Annotated in this window: 17 protein-coding genes; all 17 read right to left on the bottom strand. The window is 66.9% G+C overall.

Going from position 1 to position 16,616, the window contains the following annotated elements:
• Positions 1-47 precede the first annotated feature (47 nt).
• Complete coding sequence (locus HIR79_RS01340; RefSeq protein WP_502708655.1) at positions 48-914, bottom strand: DUF72 domain-containing protein; 867 nt, start codon at positions 912-914, stop codon at positions 48-50.
• The gene (gene glmS, locus HIR79_RS01335; protein WP_169956223.1) at positions 911-2,746 is read right to left on the bottom strand and encodes a glutamine--fructose-6-phosphate transaminase (isomerizing); all 1,836 of its coding nucleotides are present in this window, start codon (positions 2,744-2,746) and stop codon (positions 911-913) included. The genes HIR79_RS01340 and glmS overlap by 4 nt, the downstream gene beginning before the upstream one ends.
• 11 nt (positions 2,747-2,757) lie before the next feature.
• Positions 2,758-4,119, bottom strand: coding sequence for a bifunctional UDP-N-acetylglucosamine diphosphorylase/glucosamine-1-phosphate N-acetyltransferase GlmU (gene glmU, locus HIR79_RS01330; RefSeq protein ID WP_169956221.1), 1,362 nt, complete (start codon positions 4,117-4,119; stop codon positions 2,758-2,760).
• A gap of 16 nt (positions 4,120-4,135) precedes the next feature.
• Positions 4,136-5,266, bottom strand: a complete 1,131-nt coding sequence (locus tag HIR79_RS01325; RefSeq protein WP_169956219.1) for an FAD:protein FMN transferase — start codon at positions 5,264-5,266, stop codon at positions 4,136-4,138.
• Positions 5,267-5,303: 37 nt separating this feature from the next.
• Positions 5,304-6,104 (bottom strand): undecaprenyl-diphosphate phosphatase, encoded by an 801-nt coding sequence (locus HIR79_RS01320; RefSeq protein WP_169956217.1) that lies wholly within the window; start codon positions 6,102-6,104, stop codon positions 5,304-5,306.
• A gap of 2 nt (positions 6,105-6,106) precedes the next feature.
• Positions 6,107-7,480: a magnesium transporter gene (gene mgtE, locus HIR79_RS01315; protein ID WP_169956215.1), complete on the bottom strand. Its 1,374-nt coding sequence runs from the start codon at positions 7,478-7,480 to the stop codon at positions 6,107-6,109.
• 145 nt (positions 7,481-7,625) lie between these two features.
• Positions 7,626-8,054 carry a F0F1 ATP synthase subunit epsilon gene (locus HIR79_RS01310; protein WP_169956213.1) on the bottom strand — a complete coding sequence of 143 codons (429 nt, stop codon included), beginning with the start codon at positions 8,052-8,054 and terminating at the stop codon, positions 7,626-7,628.
• Positions 8,055-8,078: 24 nt separating this feature from the next.
• Positions 8,079-9,455: a F0F1 ATP synthase subunit beta gene (gene atpD / locus HIR79_RS01305; RefSeq protein ID WP_169956211.1), complete on the bottom strand. Its 1,377-nt coding sequence runs from the start codon at positions 9,453-9,455 to the stop codon at positions 8,079-8,081.
• A gap of 66 nt (positions 9,456-9,521) precedes the next feature.
• Positions 9,522-10,403: a F0F1 ATP synthase subunit gamma gene (gene atpG, locus HIR79_RS01300; protein ID WP_169956209.1), complete on the bottom strand. Its 882-nt coding sequence runs from the start codon at positions 10,401-10,403 to the stop codon at positions 9,522-9,524.
• 68 nt (positions 10,404-10,471) lie between these two features.
• Entirely contained in the window at positions 10,472-12,016 is a 1,545-nt protein-coding gene (gene atpA / locus HIR79_RS01295) for a F0F1 ATP synthase subunit alpha (protein ID WP_169956207.1), read from the bottom strand.
• 16 nt (positions 12,017-12,032) lie between these two features.
• The gene (locus HIR79_RS01290) at positions 12,033-12,572 is read right to left on the bottom strand and encodes a F0F1 ATP synthase subunit delta (protein WP_169956205.1); all 540 of its coding nucleotides are present in this window, start codon (positions 12,570-12,572) and stop codon (positions 12,033-12,035) included.
• An 11-nt stretch (positions 12,573-12,583) separates the two neighbouring features.
• Complete coding sequence (locus tag HIR79_RS01285; protein ID WP_169956203.1) at positions 12,584-13,054, bottom strand: F0F1 ATP synthase subunit B; 471 nt, start codon at positions 13,052-13,054, stop codon at positions 12,584-12,586.
• 76 nt (positions 13,055-13,130) lie between these two features.
• Entirely contained in the window at positions 13,131-13,358 is a 228-nt protein-coding gene (gene atpE / locus HIR79_RS01280) for a F0F1 ATP synthase subunit C (RefSeq protein WP_169956201.1), read from the bottom strand.
• Between the two features lie 67 nt (positions 13,359-13,425).
• Positions 13,426-14,253 carry a F0F1 ATP synthase subunit A gene (gene atpB / locus HIR79_RS01275; RefSeq protein WP_169956199.1) on the bottom strand — a complete coding sequence of 276 codons (828 nt, stop codon included), beginning with the start codon at positions 14,251-14,253 and terminating at the stop codon, positions 13,426-13,428.
• Between the two features lie 17 nt (positions 14,254-14,270).
• Positions 14,271-14,693, bottom strand: coding sequence for an ATP synthase subunit I (locus tag HIR79_RS01270; protein WP_349304993.1), 423 nt, complete (start codon positions 14,691-14,693; stop codon positions 14,271-14,273).
• 164 nt (positions 14,694-14,857) lie between these two features.
• Entirely contained in the window at positions 14,858-15,772 is a 915-nt protein-coding gene (locus tag HIR79_RS01265) for a ParB/RepB/Spo0J family partition protein (protein WP_169956197.1), read from the bottom strand.
• Positions 15,773-15,820: 48 nt separating this feature from the next.
• Positions 15,821-16,591 carry a ParA family protein gene (locus tag HIR79_RS01260; protein ID WP_169956195.1) on the bottom strand — a complete coding sequence of 257 codons (771 nt, stop codon included), beginning with the start codon at positions 16,589-16,591 and terminating at the stop codon, positions 15,821-15,823.
• Between the last annotated feature and the right edge of the window lie 25 nt (positions 16,592-16,616).

Raw genomic sequence — 16,616 nt, 5'->3', positions numbered from 1 at the left:
GGCTGCCGTCCTCCGGGATCATTTTCCCGAGGCGGGTCGGCTCCGGCTCAGAACAGCGCCGCCTGGGCCTCGCCCGGGAAGGCCCCGAGCGGGGGCAGGGAGCACGCCTCGGCGAGCCGCGCATGCAGCCTTCGCGCCAGCTCCGGCGCCTGGCGATTGTCCGGGGTATGCACCATCAGCCAAGGGGTTTTCCCCTGTTTTATCCACAGGGCGAGGCGCGGAATCCAGGCCTCGAAGTAGCCTTCGTTGATGGCCATGTCCAGGTGGCCGATGAAGCGCACCAGGGGGCGCTCCCCCGTGGAAAGCACGTGTAAAGGGCGTTTCGGCTTTTCTCCCTGAGCCTTCCGCAGTCCGGGATGGCCGCTGGCCGGCGTCGAGAAGAGCGGCCTCACATCGAGCATCACCCGGTCGACGCCGTGACTTATCAACAACCTGTTGAGAGCGACCTCGGCGGGCCCCTTGTGGAAAAACTCGGGGTGGCGCACCTCCACCGCGCAGGGGATCTGCGCCGGCCAGCGGGAGAGCAGGGCCTCCAGTCGGGGGAGCTCCTCCACGCCGAAGTCGCGGGGCAGCTGGACCATCATGGGGCCGAGCCGGTCATGCAGGGGCGAGAGCGCCTCGAGAAAGCCCTCCAGCTCCGTCTCGATGCCGACCAGGCGGCGCTCGTGGGTGAGCGCCCCCGGCAGCTTGAAGCAGAAGCGGAACCCCGGCGGCGCCTGGCGCGCCCAGGCCGCCACGGTCTCCGCCCGGGGGCCCCCGCTGTAGAAGGTGGTGTTGCCTTCCACCGTGCCGAACACCCGGGCATACTCTGCAAGCCCGCCGCCATGGGGCGGATAGAGGGTGCCGCGCCACTCCGGGTTGGCCCACATGGGCAGCCCCAGGTAGAGGCGCGGCGGCGCCACGACCGGGGTCACTCCACCGTCACGCTCTTGGCCAGGTTGCGCGGCTGGTCGACGTCGGTACCCTTGAGCACCGCCACGTGGTAGCTGAGCAGCTGCAGCGGCAGGGTGTAGAGAATCGGCGCGAGGGCCTCGTGCACATGGGGCAGGCGCAGCACCCGGATCCCCTCCTCCTCGGCCAGCGCCACCCCCTCGTCGGCGAACACGAAGAGCTCGCCGCCCCGGGCACGCACCTCCTGGAGGTTCGACTTGAGCTTGTCGAGCAGCTCGTCGTTGGGGGCCACCGAGATGACCGGCATCTCGCTGTCCACCAGCGCCAGGGGACCGTGCTTGAGCTCCCCGGCCGGGTAGGCCTCGGCGTGGATGTAGGAGATCTCCTTGAGCTTGAGCGCGCCCTCCAGGGCGATCGGGAAGTGCGCCCCGCGGCCCAGGAAGAGCGCATGCTGCTTCTCGGCGAAGGCCATGGAGAGCGCCTCGATCTCGGTATCCAGCGCCAGCACCCGCTCCACCAGTCGCGGCAGGCCGCGCAGGGCCGTCACCAGCTCGGCCTGGGTGGCCTCGTCGAGCCCCTTGACCCGCCCCAGCGCCAGGGTGAAGAGCATCAGCGCGGTGAGCTGGGTGGTGAAGGCCTTGGTGGAGGCCACGCCGATCTCGGGGCCGGCCTGGGTCATCAGGGTCAGGTCCGACTCGCGCACCAGGGAGCTGCCCGGCACGTTGCAGATCGCCAGGCTGGCCAGGTAGCCGCGCTCCCTGGCGAAGCGCAGCGCCGCCAGGGTGTCGGCGGTCTCGCCGGACTGGGAGAGGGTGACGAAGAGGGTGCCCTCGGGCACCACCACCTGGCGATAGCGGTACTCCGAGGCCACCTCCACCTGCACCGGCACCCCGGCGAAGCGCTCCAGCCAGTAGCGGGCCACCATCCCGGCGTGGTAGCTGGTGCCGCAGGCGACGATATGGATCTGGCGGACGCGGCCGAACAGCGCCTCGGCGTCGGGGCCGAAGCTCTCCACCAGCACCGAGCGCTCGCCCAGGCGGCCCTCGAGCGCCGCGGCGATCACCGCCGGCTGCTCATGGATCTCCTTGAGCATGAAGTGGCGGTACTCGCCCTTGCTGGCGGCCCCGTCACCGTGCTCGAAGGTCTGCACCTCGCGCTCCACGGGTCCACCTGCGGCATCGAAGACCTCGATGCGACCGCCCGCGGAGAGGCGCACCATGTCACCCTCCTCCAGGTAGATGAAGCGGTCGGTGACCTGCAGCAGGGCCAGGGGGTCCGAGCCCAGGAAGGCCTCGCCGATGCCCACCCCCACCACCAGCGGGCTGCCCTTGCGGGCGCCGACGATCACATCGGGCTCGGCCGCGCTGACCACGCCCAGCGCATAGGCGCCCTCGAGTCGGGCCAGCACGCGGCGCACCGCGGCCAGCAGGTCGCCCGCCTCGCGGCTCTCGCGCTCCAGCAGGTGGGCCACCACTTCGGTATCGGTCTCGGAGGTGAAGACATAGCCCGCCGCCTTGAGCTCCTGGCGCAGGGCCTCGTGGTTCTCGATGATGCCGTTGTGCACCACCGCCAGGCGCTCGCCGGACTGGTGGGGGTGGGCATTGGCCTCGCTGGGCCGGCCGTGGGTGGCCCAGCGGGTATGGGCAATGCCGCAGCGCCCCGGCAACGGCTCCGCCGCCAGGCGCTCGGCCAGGGCCGCCACCTTGCCCACCGCCCGGCGGCGCGACAGCGTGCCCTCCGGCGAGAGCACCGCCATGCCGGCGGAGTCATAGCCGCGGTACTCGAGGCGCTTCAGCCCCTCGAGAAGAATGCCTTCCACGTTACGCTCGGCAACGGCCCCGACGATTCCACACATGGTGACTCTCCTTACCTGTCCTTGCTGGGGCGCGGCCAGTCGGCCTTGCTGATCTGGCGGCCGCGGGAAACGGCCAGGGCGTTGTCCGCCACGTCCTTGCTGATGGTGGAACCGGCGCCCACGGTGGCGTTGCTGCCCACGCTCACCGGGGCCACCAGCGCCGTGTTGGAGCCGATGAAGGCGCCATCGCCGATCTCGGTGCGATGCTTGTGGGCGCCGTCATAGTTGCAGGTGATGGTGCCGGCGCCGACGTTGACGTCGCGGCCCAGCCGGGCGTCGCCCACGTAGCTCAGGTGGTTGATCTTGCTGCCCTCACCCACCTCGGCGTTCTTGGTCTCGACGAAGTTGCCCACCTTGGCGCCCACCGCCAGGCGGGTGCCGGGGCGCAGCCGGGCGAAGGGACCGACGCGACCGCGACCGGCGATCACCGTGCCCTCGATGACGCTGTGAGGCTCGATCACCGTCTCGGCGCCGATATGGCTGTCGCGGATCACGCAGTGGGGGCCGATGCGCACCCCCTCGCCGAGCTCCACTTGCCCCTCGAAGACGCAGCCCACATCGATCTCCACGTCGTGGCCGCAGGTGAGGGCGCCGCGGATGTCGATCCTCGCCGGGTCGATCAGCGCCACCCCGTCGGCCATCAGCCGCTCGGCCGTGGCCAGCTGATGGGCGCGCTCGAGGCGCGCCATCTGCAGCCGGTTGTTGACCCCCTCCACCTCCAGCGGGTCGGCCGGCTGGGCGGTGACGATCCTGACCCCCTCGGCGGCCGCCATGGCGATGATGTCGGTGAGGTAGTACTCGCCCTGGGCGTTGTCGGCGGAGAGCCGTGGCAGCCAGCGGCGCAGCTGGGCGGCGGTCATTGCCATGATGCCGGTATTGCACTCGGCGATGGCAAGCTCCGTCTGGGAGGCGTCCTTGTGCTCGACGATAGCCACCGCCTCGCCCTCGGCATTGCGCAGGATGCGCCCGTAGCCGGTGGGGTCCGCCAGGGTCACGGTGAGCAGGCCGAGGTGGTCGTCATCGACTCCGTCCAGCAGCCCCGCCAGGGTCTCGCGACGGATCAGCGGCACGTCGCCATAGAGCACCAGCACCTTGCCCTCGCCGAGGCCCTCCAGGGCCTGGGCCACGGCATGGCCGGTGCCCTTCTGTTCGGCCTGCAGCGCGAAGTGCACCTCGCAGTCGGACAGGGCCTCGCGCACCTTCTCGGCGCCGTGCCCCACCACCACGTGGGTGCGCTCAGCCTCGAGGCCCCGCGCGGTATCGATCACGTGGCGCACCATGGGCTTGCCGGCCAGGCGGTGCAGCACCTTGGGCAGGGTCGAGCGCATCCGGGTTCCCTGCCCGGCCGCGAGTATCACCACATCCAGCGTCATCAATGACTCCTGTCGTTCATTCGTTCGGGGCGGGCTCGGTCTCGAGCTCGCCCGGCTCGGCTACCGCCACCAGGCCGAGCTCCTCGACCAGCTCATCGCCGAAGTATGCCACGAAGGCGGGGCTGACGAGGCTCTCCCAGCCCTCGTCCACGCGTACGATCATCAACACCTTGAGGTCCTGGGCGACGGCCAGGGCCATGCCCGCCTCGTCCCCCAGCACCATCAGCGCCGTGGCCCAGGCGTCGGCCCAGGCGTTGGAGGGGTGCAGCACGCTCACCGAGGCCAGGCGATGGTCGATGGGCCGGCCGCTGCGCGGGTCCAGGGTGTGGGAGAAGCGCTGCCCCCCCTCCTCGAAGTAGTTGCGGTAGTCGCCGGAGGTGGCCAGGGAGACATCGCCGATGGGCAGCACGTACTGCGCCTCCTGACGGTCTTCCAGCGGCGCCTCCACGCCGATGCGCCAGGACTCGGCCTCGCCGTCGTCCCCGCCGCCGGCATTGCGATAGCCCCGGGCGATCAGGTCGCCCCCCAGGTTGACCAGATAGTGCTCGATGCCCTCGCGATCGAGGTAGGCCGCGACCCGGTCCACCGCATGGCCCTTGGCCACACCGCCCAGGTCGACGAAGACGTCCCGGGTGCGCCGCGCCTGCAGCCCCGCCGAGTCGAGCTCAAGCGCATCGAAGCCGACCTCCTCGAGGCGCTCGGCCAGCGCCGCCTCGTCCGGCACCTCGCGGGGACGCGCCTCGCCGCCGAAACTCCACAGGTTGACCAGCCCCCCCAGGGTGACGTCGAAGGCGCCGTCGCTCTTCTCGGCCACCGCCTGGCCGATCGCCAGCACCTCGACCAGCTCGTCGGAGAGCGGCTGCCACTCACCGAGGGGCGACTGGTTGAAGGCCATGAGCTCCGAGTCCTCGATGTAGATCGACATGCCGACATCCACCGCTTCGAGCGTCTCGAGGATGCCCTGCTCCAGCGCCTGGGCCTGGCCCTGGGTCAGCGAGTCGGCGATGGTCACCTGATAGAAGCTGCCGAAGATCCCCCCCTCGAAGCGCACCGGCGAGTCGAGGGGACGGTCGCGCTCCGAGCAGCCGGCCAGCAGCAGCAGCCCGGCGAGGAGCAGCAGCGGGAAATGGAGACGCAGGAACTTCATGATGACAGGCACTCCCGTGACGGATGAGGGTCGGCCACTACCAGAACAGCCACAGCAGCCAGCCGCCGAGCAGCAGCCGATAGACCACGAAGGGCTGCATGCCGACGCGCTTGATGAAGACCAGGAAATAGTGGATGCAGAGGTAGGCGCTGATGCCGGAGAGGATGGCCCCCACCGTCACCGCCGGCCAGTCCACCGCATGGGACTCCCGCACCAGGCCGACGATCTCCAGGCCACCGGCCAGCACGATCACCGGGATCGACAGCAGGAAGGAGAAGCGTGCCGCGCCCTCCCGGCTCATGCCGAGCAGCAGCGCCGCGGTGATGGTGATGCCGGAGCGCGAGGTGCCAGGAATCAGCGCCAGGGCCTGGGCGCCACCGATGAAGAGCACGTCCCTGAGGCCCAGCTGGTACTCGCTGCGCCCGCCGCGGCGGCGGCGCCAGTCGGCATAGCCCAGCACCAGGCCGAAGCCGATCAGGCTCGCGCCGATGATCAGCGGCGAACGCATGCCCACCTCGATGGCATCGCGAAAGGTGAAGCCGATCAGGCAGACCGGCACGGTAGCCAGCAGCACCCACCAGGCGAGCCGGGCATCCTCGTCCATGCCGCCGCCGCGCAGCGAACCGACCCAGCTGCCGGCCATGCGCGCGAGCTCATGGCGGAAGTAGAGCACCACCGCCGTCAGGCTGCCGATATGCAGGGCGACGTCGAAGGCGAGGCCCTGATCCTCCCAGTCGGTGAGTACCGGCACCAGGATCAGGTGAGCGGAGCTGGAGATCGGCAGGAACTCGGTGAGCCCCTGCACGATGGAAAGCACGAAGACCTGCAGCCACTCCATAGCTAGACTCCGGACAGGATGGCGGTGGCGATGCTGAAGTAGATCAGCACCCCCGAGGCGTCGATCAGGGTAGTCACCAGCGGCGCCGAGGCGGTGGCCGGGTCCCAGCCCAGCCGGTTGAGCACGAAGGGCAGGCACATGCCGAGCAGGCTGCCGAACAGCACGATGGTCACCATGCTCATGGCCACCACCATGGCCACCGCCTCGCCGCCGCGCATCACCCCGATGGGCGCTACCGCCAGGGCCATGGTCAGGCCCAGGGAGCCGGCCACCAGCAGTTCGCGACCGAGCAGGGTGCTCCAGTCCTTGACCCCGACGTCGCCGGTGGCCATGCCGCGCACCATCAGGGTGGCGGCCTGGGCCCCAGCGTTGCCGCCGCTGCCGATCAGCAGCGGCAGGAAGAAGACCAGCGCCACCTGGGCGGCGATGGTGTCCTCGAAGTAGGCGATGCCGGCGCCGGAGAAGAGGTTGGCGAAGACCAGCAGCACCAGCCAGGTCACCCGCTTGCGATAGAGGCTCCACAGCGGCACCCGGCTGACGCCGTCCTCCAGGGCGCCGATGGACATGCCCTTGTGGAAGTCCTCGGTGGCCTCGGATTCGGCCACGTCCATGGCGTCATCGTGGGTGACGATGCCCACCAGGCGCTCGTCGGCGTCGAGCACCGGCAGCGCCAGCAGGTCGTAGCGGGCCACGACCCGGGCGACCTCCTCCTGGGCCGCGTCCACCGGAATGCTGATCACGTCCTTGATCATGATGTCGTCGACCTGGGCTCCCGGGCGCGCCACCATCAGCTGGCGCAGCGACAGGGTGCCGGCCAGCTTGCCGTCGGGGTCGATGATATAGAGCTGGTAGACGGTCTCGGCGTCGGGGGCGGTCTGGCGCACCCGCATCATCGCCTGAGAGACGGTCATGCCGGTGGGGATGGCCACGTAGTCCGAGGTCATGATCGCCCCGGCGGTGCCCTCCTCGTAGCTGGCCAGCCGCTTGAGGTCCTCACGCTCCTGGCGTGCCATGCGCCGCAGCAGCCCCTCGCGGCGGTCCTCATCGAGGAGGTTGAAGAGGTCGGCGCGCTCGTCGGAGCCCATCTCCTCGAGCACCGAGAGCAGCGTTTCGTCGGACATGGTCGAGGTGATCTCGACCTGCTCCTCGCCGGGCAGGTAGCCCAGCACGTTGGCCCGCCGCTCCAGCGGCAGGGCCTCGAGCAGGCCCATGGCGACCGACAGATCGTCATCCTCCTCGAGGACTTCCTCGAGGATCTCGGCGATGTCCGCGGAACGCAGCTCCGACAGCATCTCGTCGAGGCGCTCGCGGTCCTCCTCGGCCTGGGCCGCGACCAGCGCCTCCTTCTGTTCCTGCAGGGTCTCGTTCAGTGACATGGCATCCTCCTGACGCCGGGGGCGCAGAGATGGGTGAGCGGAACCAGCGGCGCGGGGCCGGCGCCCATGATAGCAGAGACGAAAACGCCCCCCGAACCCGCTATTTCACGGGATCGGGGGGCGCGCCGTCACGGCCCGGGCCGGATCAGCCCTTGCCGGCCTTCTTGCGCAGCTGCTGGATGGTACGCAGCTGGGCCACGGCTTCAGCGAGCTCGGCGGCGGCGCGGGTGTAATCCAGCTCAGCCGACTTGTCGTTGAACGCCTTCAGCGCATGCTGGCGGGCCTCCTCGGCGGCGGCCTCGTCGAGGTCACCGGCACGGGATGCCGCATCGGCGAGAATCGTCACGACCTTCGGCTGCACCTCGAGGAAGCCGCCGGAGACGTAGAAGTTCTCCTCCGCGCCACCCTCGTGGATGACGCGAATCGGACCCGGCTTGAGCTCGGTGAGCAGCGGACGGTGGCCTGCGAGGATGCCGATATCCCCCATGAGCCCCGAGGCTACCAGCTGCTCGATCTCGCCCGAGAAGATGGCCGCTTCGGCGCTGACGATGTTGCAAGTGAAGCTGTTCGCCATAGCGAATCCCCCTGATGGACGGGATTACTTCATCTGGTTGGCTTTCTCGACGGCCTCGTCGATGGTGCCCACCATGTAGAAGGCCTGCTCTGGCAGCTCATCGTACTCGCCGTTGAGAATGCCCTGGAAGCCACGGATGGTGTCCTTGAGGGACACGTACTTGCCGGGCGACCCGGTGAACACCTCGGCCACGAAGAACGGCTGCGACAGGAAGCGCTGGATCTTACGCGCCCGCGACACGGCCAGCTTGTCCTCGTCAGACAGCTCGTCCATGCCCAGAATCGCGATGATGTCCTTGAGCTCCTTGTAGCGCTGCAGCACGTTCTGCACGCCGCGGGCGGTGTCGTAGTGCTCCTCACCGACCACCAGCGGGTCCAGCTGGCGCGAGGTGGAGTCCAGCGGGTCGATGGCCGGATAGATACCCAGCTCGGCGATGGAACGCGCCAGTACCACGGTGGCGTCCAGGTGCGAGAAGGTGGTCGCCGGGGACGGGTCGGTCAGGTCATCCGCGGGCACGTAGACGGCCTGCACAGAGGTGATCGAGCCGGTCTTGGTGGAGGTGATGCGCTCCTGGAGCACACCCATCTCCTCGGCCAGGGTCGGCTGGTAGCCCACCGCGGAGGGCATGCGGCCCAGCAGTGCGGACACCTCGGTACCGGCCAGGGTGTAGCGGTAGATGTTGTCGACGAACAGCAGCACGTCACGGCCTTCATCGCGGAACTTCTCGGCGATGGTCAGGCCGGTCAGGGCCACGCGCAGGCGGTTGCCGGGCGGCTCGTTCATCTGACCATAAACCAGCGATACCTTGTCGATAACGTTGGATTCGGTCATTTCGTGGTAGAAGTCGTTACCCTCACGGGTGCGCTCGCCCACGCCCGCAAACACCGAGTAGCCGCTGTGCTCGGTGGCGATGTTGCGGATCAGCTCCATCATGTTGACGGTCTTGCCCACGCCGGCGCCGCCGAACAGGCCGACCTTGCCGCCCTTGGCGAACGGGCAGACCAGATCGATGACCTTGATGCCGGTCTCCAGCAGCTCGTTGGAAGCGGACTGCTCCGCGTAGGTAGGCGCCTTGCGGTGGATCGGCATGCGCTCCTGCTCGCCGATGTCGCCGGCCTCGTCGATGGGGCGGCCCAGCACGTCCATGATGCGACCCAGGGTCTCCTTGCCGACCGGCACGGAGATGGCGGCACCGGTGTTGACGGTTTCCATGCCGCGCTTCAGGCCCTCGGTGGAGCCCATGGCGATGGTGCGCACCACGCCGTCGCCCAGCTGCTGCTGGACCTCGAGCACGGTCTCGGAGTTCGAGACGTTCAGCGCGTCGTAGACCTTGGGAACGTCGTCCCGCGGAAACTCTACGTCAATCACCGCGCCGATGATTTGTACGATACGTCCGCTCATCTTGCGATCCTCTAAATAACCTGCCTATGAAGCCTGTGTGCCGGGAGGGCCACGCCCTCCCCGGCGCTATACGGCGGCGGCGCCCCCGACGATCTCGGAAATTTCCTGGGTGATCGCGGCCTGGCGAGCCTTGTTGTAGATCATCTCCAGGTCGTCGATCAGGCCGCCGGCGTTGTCGGTGGCATTCTTCATGGCGATCATCCGCGCGGCCTGCTCGCACGCCGCGTTCTCGACCACCGCCTGGTACACCTGGGATTCGATGAAACGAACCAGCAGGCTATCCAGCAGCGCCTTGGCATCCGGCTCATACAGGTAGTCCCAGGTGTATACGGGACCGGATTGTTCGTGGGAGTCATCCATGCCCATGTCCGCAGACAAGGGCAGAAGCTGACGGACCACCGGCTTCTGGGTCATGGTGTTGACGAACTCGTTATACACCACGTACAGGCGATCCAGGCGCCCCTCGTCATAGGCTTCCAGCATGACCTTGACGCTACCGATCAGGTCCTCGACCTCGGGCGACTCGCCCAGGCCGCTCTTCGCCGCCACGAGGTTGCCCCCGTAGTTCTTGAAGAAGCCGCCAGCCTTGGAACCCAGCGCGCAGAAATCCAGCTCGGCGCCCTCGCCACGCCACGCCATCGAGTCCTTGAGCACCGCCTTGAACAGGTTGACGTTCAAGCCGCCGCACAGGCCGCGGTCAGTGGAGACCACGATATAGCCCACGCGCTCGACGTCCCGCTCGACCATGTAGTCGTGCTTGTACTCGGGGTTGGCATCGGCAATATGGGCAACGACGTTGCGGATCTGACGCGCATAGGGCTGGCTGGCCTTCATCAGGTCCTGAGCCTTGCGCATCTTCGACGCAGCGACCATTTCCATGGCGCTGGTGATCTTCTGCGTGTTCTTGATGCTCCCGATCTGGGTGCGAATCTCTTTTGCAGCTGCCATAGCGATCTACTCCGTTCGTGGCCCTCAGACAGTTCCCGGGCCCGCCCTCGGCGGGCGGGCCTCCAGGCTTACCAGCTCTGAGTGGCCTTGAACTTCTCGAGACCCTCTTTCAGCCCTTGCTGGATCTCGTCGTTGTAGTCGCCGGTCTGGTTGATCTTGTCGAGCAGCTCGGCGTACTCGGACTTCATGAAGTCGTGCAGGGCACGCTCGAAGTCCAGTACCTTGCTGACGTCGACGTCATCCAGATGGCCCTCGTTGGCCGCGTACAGAGACAGCCCCATCTCGGCCACGGAGAGCGGCGAGTACTGCTTCTGCTTCATCAGCTCGGTGACGCGCTGACCGTGCTCGAGCTGCTTGCGGGTGGACTCGTCCAGGTCCGAGGCGAACTGGGAGAAGGCCGCCAGCTCGCGGTACTGGGCGAGCGCCAGACGCACACCGCCGCCAAGCTTCTTGATGATCTTGGTCTGGGCCGAACCACCCACGCGGGAAACCGACAGACCGGCGTTGATGGCCGGACGGATGCCCGAGTTGAACAGGTCGGTCTCCAGGAAGATCTGACCGTCGGTGATGGAGATCACGTTGGTCGGAACGAAGGCGGAGACGTCGCCGCCCTGGGTCTCGATGATCGGCAGCGCGGTCAGCGAGCCGGTCTTGCCCTTCACTTCACCGTTGGTGAACTTCTCGACGTACTCGGGGTTGACGCGCGCGGCGCGCTCGAGCAGACGGGAGTGGAGGTAGAAGACGTCACCCGGGTAGGCTTCGCGGCCCGGCGGACGACGCAGCAGCAGGGAGACCTGACGGTAGGCCCAGGCCTGCTTGGTGAGATCGTCATAGACGATCAGGGCGTCTTCGCCGCGGTCGCGGAAGTATTCGCCCATGGTGCAGCCGGCGTAGGGAGCCAGGAACTGCATCGGGGCCGGGTCGGCAGCGCCGGCGGCAACCACGATGGTGTGCTCCAGGGCGCCGTGCTCTTCCAGCTTGCGCACCACATTGGCGATGGTGGACTGCTTCTGGCCAATGGCGACGTAGATACAGGTGACGCCCTTGCCCTTCTGGTTGATGATCGCATCGATGGCGATCGCCGACTTGCCGATCTGGCGGTCGCCGATGATCAGCTCACGCTGGCCGCGGCCGATCGGCACCATGGCGTCGATGGACTTGAAGCCGGTCTGGATCGGCTGGTCGACCGACTGACGGGTGATAACACCCGGGGCGACCTTTTCCACCGCATCGGTGAGCTTGGCGTCGATGTCGCCCTTGCCGTCGATGGGGTTGCCCAGGGCATCCACCACGCGGCCCTTCAGCTCGGGGCCCACCGGCACCTCGAGGATGCGACCGGTACAGCTGGCGGTCATGCCCTCTTCCAACTGCAGGTAGTCGCCCAGTACCACGGCGCCCACGGAGTCGCGCTCCAGGTTAAGCACCATGCCGAAGATGCTGCCGGGGAATTCGATCATCTCACCGAACATCGCGTCCTCGAGCCCGTGGATCTTCACGATGCCGTCGGAAACGCTGACGATGGTGCCCTGATTGCGGGCTTCGGATGCGACGTCAAGCTTCTCGATACGCTGCTTGATGATGTCGCTGATCTCGGAAGGATTCAGTTGCTGCATGCCATGTCCCTCAGACTCAGGCGGTAAGAGCTTCGCTAAGGCGGTTCAATCGACCACGCACCGACCCGTCGATGACGGTGTCGCCGGCACGCAGGATCACGCCACCGAGAAGCTTGGAGTCCACCTGAGTGGTAATGGAGATTTCGCGATTCAGGCGCTTCTTGAGCGCACCGGCGAGCTTTTGCTGCTGCTTGGCGTCGAGTTCGAAGGCCGACACCACGGTGACGTCGACGCGCTTTTCGTGATCGGCGCGCAGACGTTCGAACTGTTCCGCGATGGCGGTCAGAGCCAGCAGGCGTTCCTGCTCACCCAGCACCCGGAGGTAGCGACCCACGCCCTCGTCAACTTTCTTGAGGTCGGCCAGTTCGAGCAGCAGCTCGACCTTGCGCTCAGCGAGCAGCTTGGGGCTGGCCAGCAGCTTCTGCACGTCACGCTCGGCCACGACCTGACCGAGGGTGCCGAGCAGCTCAGACCAGATGGCTAGGGCCTTGTGATCACGCGCATACTCGAACGCCGCCTTGGCGTAGGGCCGTGCGACGGTAGATGTTTCCGCCATGGATCACCTCCTCACAGTTCGGCAGCAAGCTTGTCGACCAGCTTGCGGTGTGCCTTTTCGTCGATGGAGGCTTCCAGAACACGCTCGGCACCCACGATCGCGAGGCGCGACACCTGAGCACGAAGCTCTTCCTTGGCGCGATTGATCTCCTGATCGATCTCGGCGCGGGCGCTGGCCACCAGGCGCTCGCCCTCTGAGCGAGCCTGCTCGCGAGCTTCCTCGACGATCTGCGAGGCACGCTTGTTGGCCTGCTCGAGGATCTGTGAGGACTGCTCCTTGGCTTCGCGCAGGGTCTGAGACGCCTGTTCTTGAGCGAGCTCGAGGTCACGTGACGCACGGCTGGCCGCGTCGAGGCCGTCGGCGATCTTCTTCTGGCGCTCGTGAAGCGCAGAGCTGATCGGCGGCCACACGTACTTGATGCAGAACCAGACAAAGATCGCAAAGGCGATCGTCTGCCCGATAAGCGTCATGTTGATATTCACGGGTAAGTACCTCTGACTGGTTCGTGGCGACCGGGTAGAAGCGAACCGAGCGCCCTAGAGGCGCTCGGTTGGGCCATTAACCGGCAACGACGAAGATCAGGTACATCGCAATACCAACGCCGATCATCGGCACGGCGTCGAGCAGGCCGGCCATGATGAAGGTACGGGTCTGCAGCTGGTCGCTCATTTCCGGCTGACGCGCGGTGTTGTCGAGCAGCTTGCCACCCAGCATGGCGAAACCGAAGCCGGTGGTCAGGGCGCTAACGCTGATGATCAGGGCGGCGGCAATGTAGACGATTTCCATGGTAGTACTCCTGGTAGATTGAATTACAAGGGTTTAGGGGTTGGTTTGGTGAAGCGTTGCTCGGGTCTCAGTGGTGCTCGTGTGCGGCGCTCAAGTACACGATGGAGAGCGTCGTGAAGATGAAGGCCTGCAGCGAGACGACGAGGATGTGGAAGATGGCCCACGGCACGTCCAGCAGCCAGATGGCCCAGAAGGGCAGCAGAGCGATCAGGATGAAGATCACCTCACCGGCGAACATGGCGCCGAAGAGACGGAAGCCAAGGCTGATCGGCTTAACCAGCAGACCAACGATCTCGAGGATCAGGTTGAAGGGGGCCAGCAGCCAGGTATTGAAGGGGGTGAGCGCGAGCTCCTTGGCGAAGCCGCCAACGCCCTTGACCTTGCAGCTGTAGTAGATGATCAGCAGGAAGACGCCGATGGCCATGCCCAGGGTGGCATTGATGTCGGTGGTGGGGACGATCTTCATGTACTCGAAGCCCAGCTTGCCGAACATCTCGGGGAAGTAGTCCACCGGGATCAGCTTGAGGCTGTTCATCAGCAGGATCCACATGAACAGCGTCAGCGCCAGGGGCGCAATGCTGGGGTTCTTGCCGTGGAAGGTGGAGCGGGTGAGGTTCTCGATGAACTCCACCACGATCTCCACGGCGTTCTGCAGCCCGCCGGGCACGCCGGTGGTGGCCATGCGACCGGCCTTGTGGAAGACCCACAGGAACAGCGCCCCCATGGCGATCGACCACCCCATGGTGTCCAGGTGGATCGCCCAGAAGCCCATCTCGGTGGCTTCGGCGGAGGTGCTGGCCAGCGACCAGCCGTTTTCCGGATGCCTGCCAAAGGTCAGGTTCTGGAGGTGGTGCTGTATGTAATAAATGGCGGTCACTTCGTTTTCCGCTGCCATACTGCGCTTCCTCAGGTTCAGGGGGTCGACCGCTCACTTACCAGCCAGGGACTCAGCCAGTGCGTGAGTTGGGCCGCCACATATGCGACAAAGAATAAAGCTGGGTTTGAGGGGGGCACTGTGACGAACACGATCACGAACAGTGCCACCGTCAAACCGAACTTGCCCGCTGCCGCCTGGTAGAAACTCATGACATTCCGGCGCCCGCGATACAGCCCCCGCCACACGAAGTAGAGCGACGGCAGCAGGCTGACCAGCCCGCCCATCAGGGCGGATGACGCGCCGGGGATGCCCGCCTGCCAGAGCCCCAGCAGGGCCACCAGCAGGGCGGCCAGGCCCTGGGCCAGGAACAGCCGCGTGAAATCCAGTTGCCGGCGCGCGGCGCCGGCGGTGGCTCTGTGCATCGTGTCGACATCCTGGCCACGGATCTCGCGGCCCACTTCGCCGCTGCTGCGCTGCCTGAGCGTAAGGCAAACACCGGCGGATTATAGGGAAGGGCTATCGGGGCTTCAACAGAACCGCCATGGATTTTGCCTGCTTCTGCCACTTCTTGCGACCAAAGGTGCAGGAATTGTCAACAGCCTACCACCGTGACGCCTGCCCCCTAGCGGATGTGCTCGAGGATTCCGTCCAGCTCGTCCAGGCTGGTATAGCGAATGGTCAGCCGCCCCTTGCCGCTCCGGCCATGCTGGATCTTCACCGGCGCCCCGAGCAGCTCGCCGAGGCGCGTCTCCAGGCGCGCCACATCGGGGCTCGCCGCGGGCTTCTCGGCCTTCTTCGGCTCGCCGGCGGCGAGGCGCTTCACCAGCGCCTCGGTATCGCGCACGGTGAGGTCCTTGTTGACCACCTCATGGGCTGCCTTGCGCTGCTTGGCACCGGAGAGCCCCAGCAGGGCCCGTGCGTGGCCCATGTCGAGGTCGCCGCGCTCCAGCAGGGTCTGCACCTCGGGGTCCAGCGCCAGCAGCCGCAGCAGGTTGGCCACCTGGGCGCGGGACTTGCCCACCGCATCGGCGACCTGCTGCTGGGTGAGCTCGAACTCCTCCAGCAGGCGCTTGAGCGCCATGGCCTCCTCGACCGGATTGAGGTTCTCGCGCTGGATGTTCTCGATCAGCGCCAGGGCCAGGGCCACCTCGTCGGAGACCTCGCGGATCACCGCGGGGATCACGTCCAGCTCGGCCAGCTGGGCGGCGCGCCAGCGACGCTCGCCGGCGATGATTTCGTAGCGATGTTCGCCAATGGGGCGCACCACGATGGGCTGCATCACACCTTGGGCGCGAATCGAGTCGGCCAGCTCTTCCAGGGCTTCAGGCTGGATATCGCGGCGCGGCTGGTACTTCCCGCGGGTCAGCTGGTTCAGCGGCAGGCGCTCGAGGCGCTCCCCCGCATCCGGCGCCTGCGCGACCGGGGCCTCGTCGACCCCCTCGCCCTCCATCTCGGGCAGGTCGAGGCTCTCACGGCGACGGGCGCCGGCCCCAATCAGCGCATCCAGTCCACGTCCCAGGGCGCGTTTACGCGTCATCGACACTCCCTCATCACAGCGTTTGCGGCATGCAGACGCCGGATGTCATCACAGCGACAGCCGGCGGATCAGTTCCTTGGCCAGCACCCGGTGGGCCTGGCTGCCCCGCGAGAAGCGGGCGTACTTGGTGACCGGCAAGCCGTGGCTGGGAGCCTCGGCTACCCGCACGTTGCGGGGAATGGTGGCTTTGAGCAGGGTATCGCCGAAGTAGTCGCGCAGCTGCTTGGTGACATCACGGGTCAGGCTGTTGCGAGCGTCGAACATGGTGCGCAGGATGCCGTAGACCTCCAGGCCAGGGTTCACGCTGTCCTTGATCTGCTCCACGGTATCGAGCAGCGCCGAGAGCCCCTCCAGGGCGTAGAACTCGCACTGCAGCGGGATCAGCACCCCGTTGGCGGCGGTCAGGCCGTTGACGGTGAGCATGTTGAGCGAGGGGGGGCAGTCGATCAGCACCACGTCGTATTCGCCGGCCACGTCGGCCAGCGCCCGCTCCAGGCAGCGCTCGCGGCCCGCCTCGCGATCCAGCAGCGCCACTTCGGCGGCAGTCAGGTCGCCGTTGCCCGGCAGCAGCGCATAGCCCGCCTCGGGGCAGTCGAGAATCACCTCGATGGCACTGCGATCACCCAGCAGTACGTCCAGCACGCTGCCCTCCAGCTCGTGCTTGTCGATGCCGCTGCCCATGGTGGCATGCCCCTGAGGGTCGAGATCCACCAGCAGCACGCGGCGATCCAGGGCCGCCAGACTGGCGGCGAGGTTGACCGCCGTGGTGGTCTTGCCGACGCCACCCTTCTGGTTGGTCAAGGCGATGATCTTGGTCACGGGCAACTCCCTTGCTGGGAAACGC

Origin of the sequence: Halomonas sp. PGE1 (assembly GCF_013000985.1) — a bacterium.
In the GTDB taxonomy this organism is placed as follows: domain Bacteria; phylum Pseudomonadota; class Gammaproteobacteria; order Pseudomonadales; family Halomonadaceae; genus Halomonas; species Halomonas alkalicola.
Note: the sequence above shows the minus strand (reverse complement) of the source record. Positions and strands in the feature narration are given on the sequence as shown.

Excerpts from the sequence above, each read along its gene's own strand:
- glmS (WP_169956223.1), bottom strand. The coding sequence starts at position 2,746 with ATGTGTGGAATCGTCGGGGCCGTTGCCGAGCGTAACGTGGAAGGCATT.
- glmU (WP_169956221.1), bottom strand. The coding sequence starts at position 4,119 with ATGACGCTGGATGTGGTGATACTCGCGGCCGGGCAGGGAACCCGGATG.
- HIR79_RS01325 (WP_169956219.1), bottom strand. The coding sequence starts at position 5,266 with ATGAAGTTCCTGCGTCTCCATTTCCCGCTGCTGCTCCTCGCCGGGCTG.
- HIR79_RS01320 (WP_169956217.1), bottom strand. The coding sequence starts at position 6,104 with ATGGAGTGGCTGCAGGTCTTCGTGCTTTCCATCGTGCAGGGGCTCACC.
- mgtE (WP_169956215.1), bottom strand. The coding sequence starts at position 7,480 with ATGTCACTGAACGAGACCCTGCAGGAACAGAAGGAGGCGCTGGTCGCG.
- HIR79_RS01310 (WP_169956213.1), bottom strand. The coding sequence starts at position 8,054 with ATGGCGAACAGCTTCACTTGCAACATCGTCAGCGCCGAAGCGGCCATC.
- atpD (WP_169956211.1), bottom strand. The coding sequence starts at position 9,455 with ATGAGCGGACGTATCGTACAAATCATCGGCGCGGTGATTGACGTAGAG.
- atpG (WP_169956209.1), bottom strand. The coding sequence starts at position 10,403 with ATGGCAGCTGCAAAAGAGATTCGCACCCAGATCGGGAGCATCAAGAAC.
- atpA (WP_169956207.1), bottom strand. The coding sequence starts at position 12,016 with ATGCAGCAACTGAATCCTTCCGAGATCAGCGACATCATCAAGCAGCGT.
- HIR79_RS01290 (WP_169956205.1), bottom strand. The coding sequence starts at position 12,572 with ATGGCGGAAACATCTACCGTCGCACGGCCCTACGCCAAGGCGGCGTTC.
- atpE (WP_169956201.1), bottom strand. The coding sequence starts at position 13,358 with ATGGAAATCGTCTACATTGCCGCCGCCCTGATCATCAGCGTTAGCGCC.
- atpB (WP_169956199.1), bottom strand. The coding sequence starts at position 14,253 with ATGGCAGCGGAAAACGAAGTGACCGCCATTTATTACATACAGCACCAC.
- HIR79_RS01265 (WP_169956197.1), bottom strand. The coding sequence starts at position 15,772 with ATGACGCGTAAACGCGCCCTGGGACGTGGACTGGATGCGCTGATTGGG.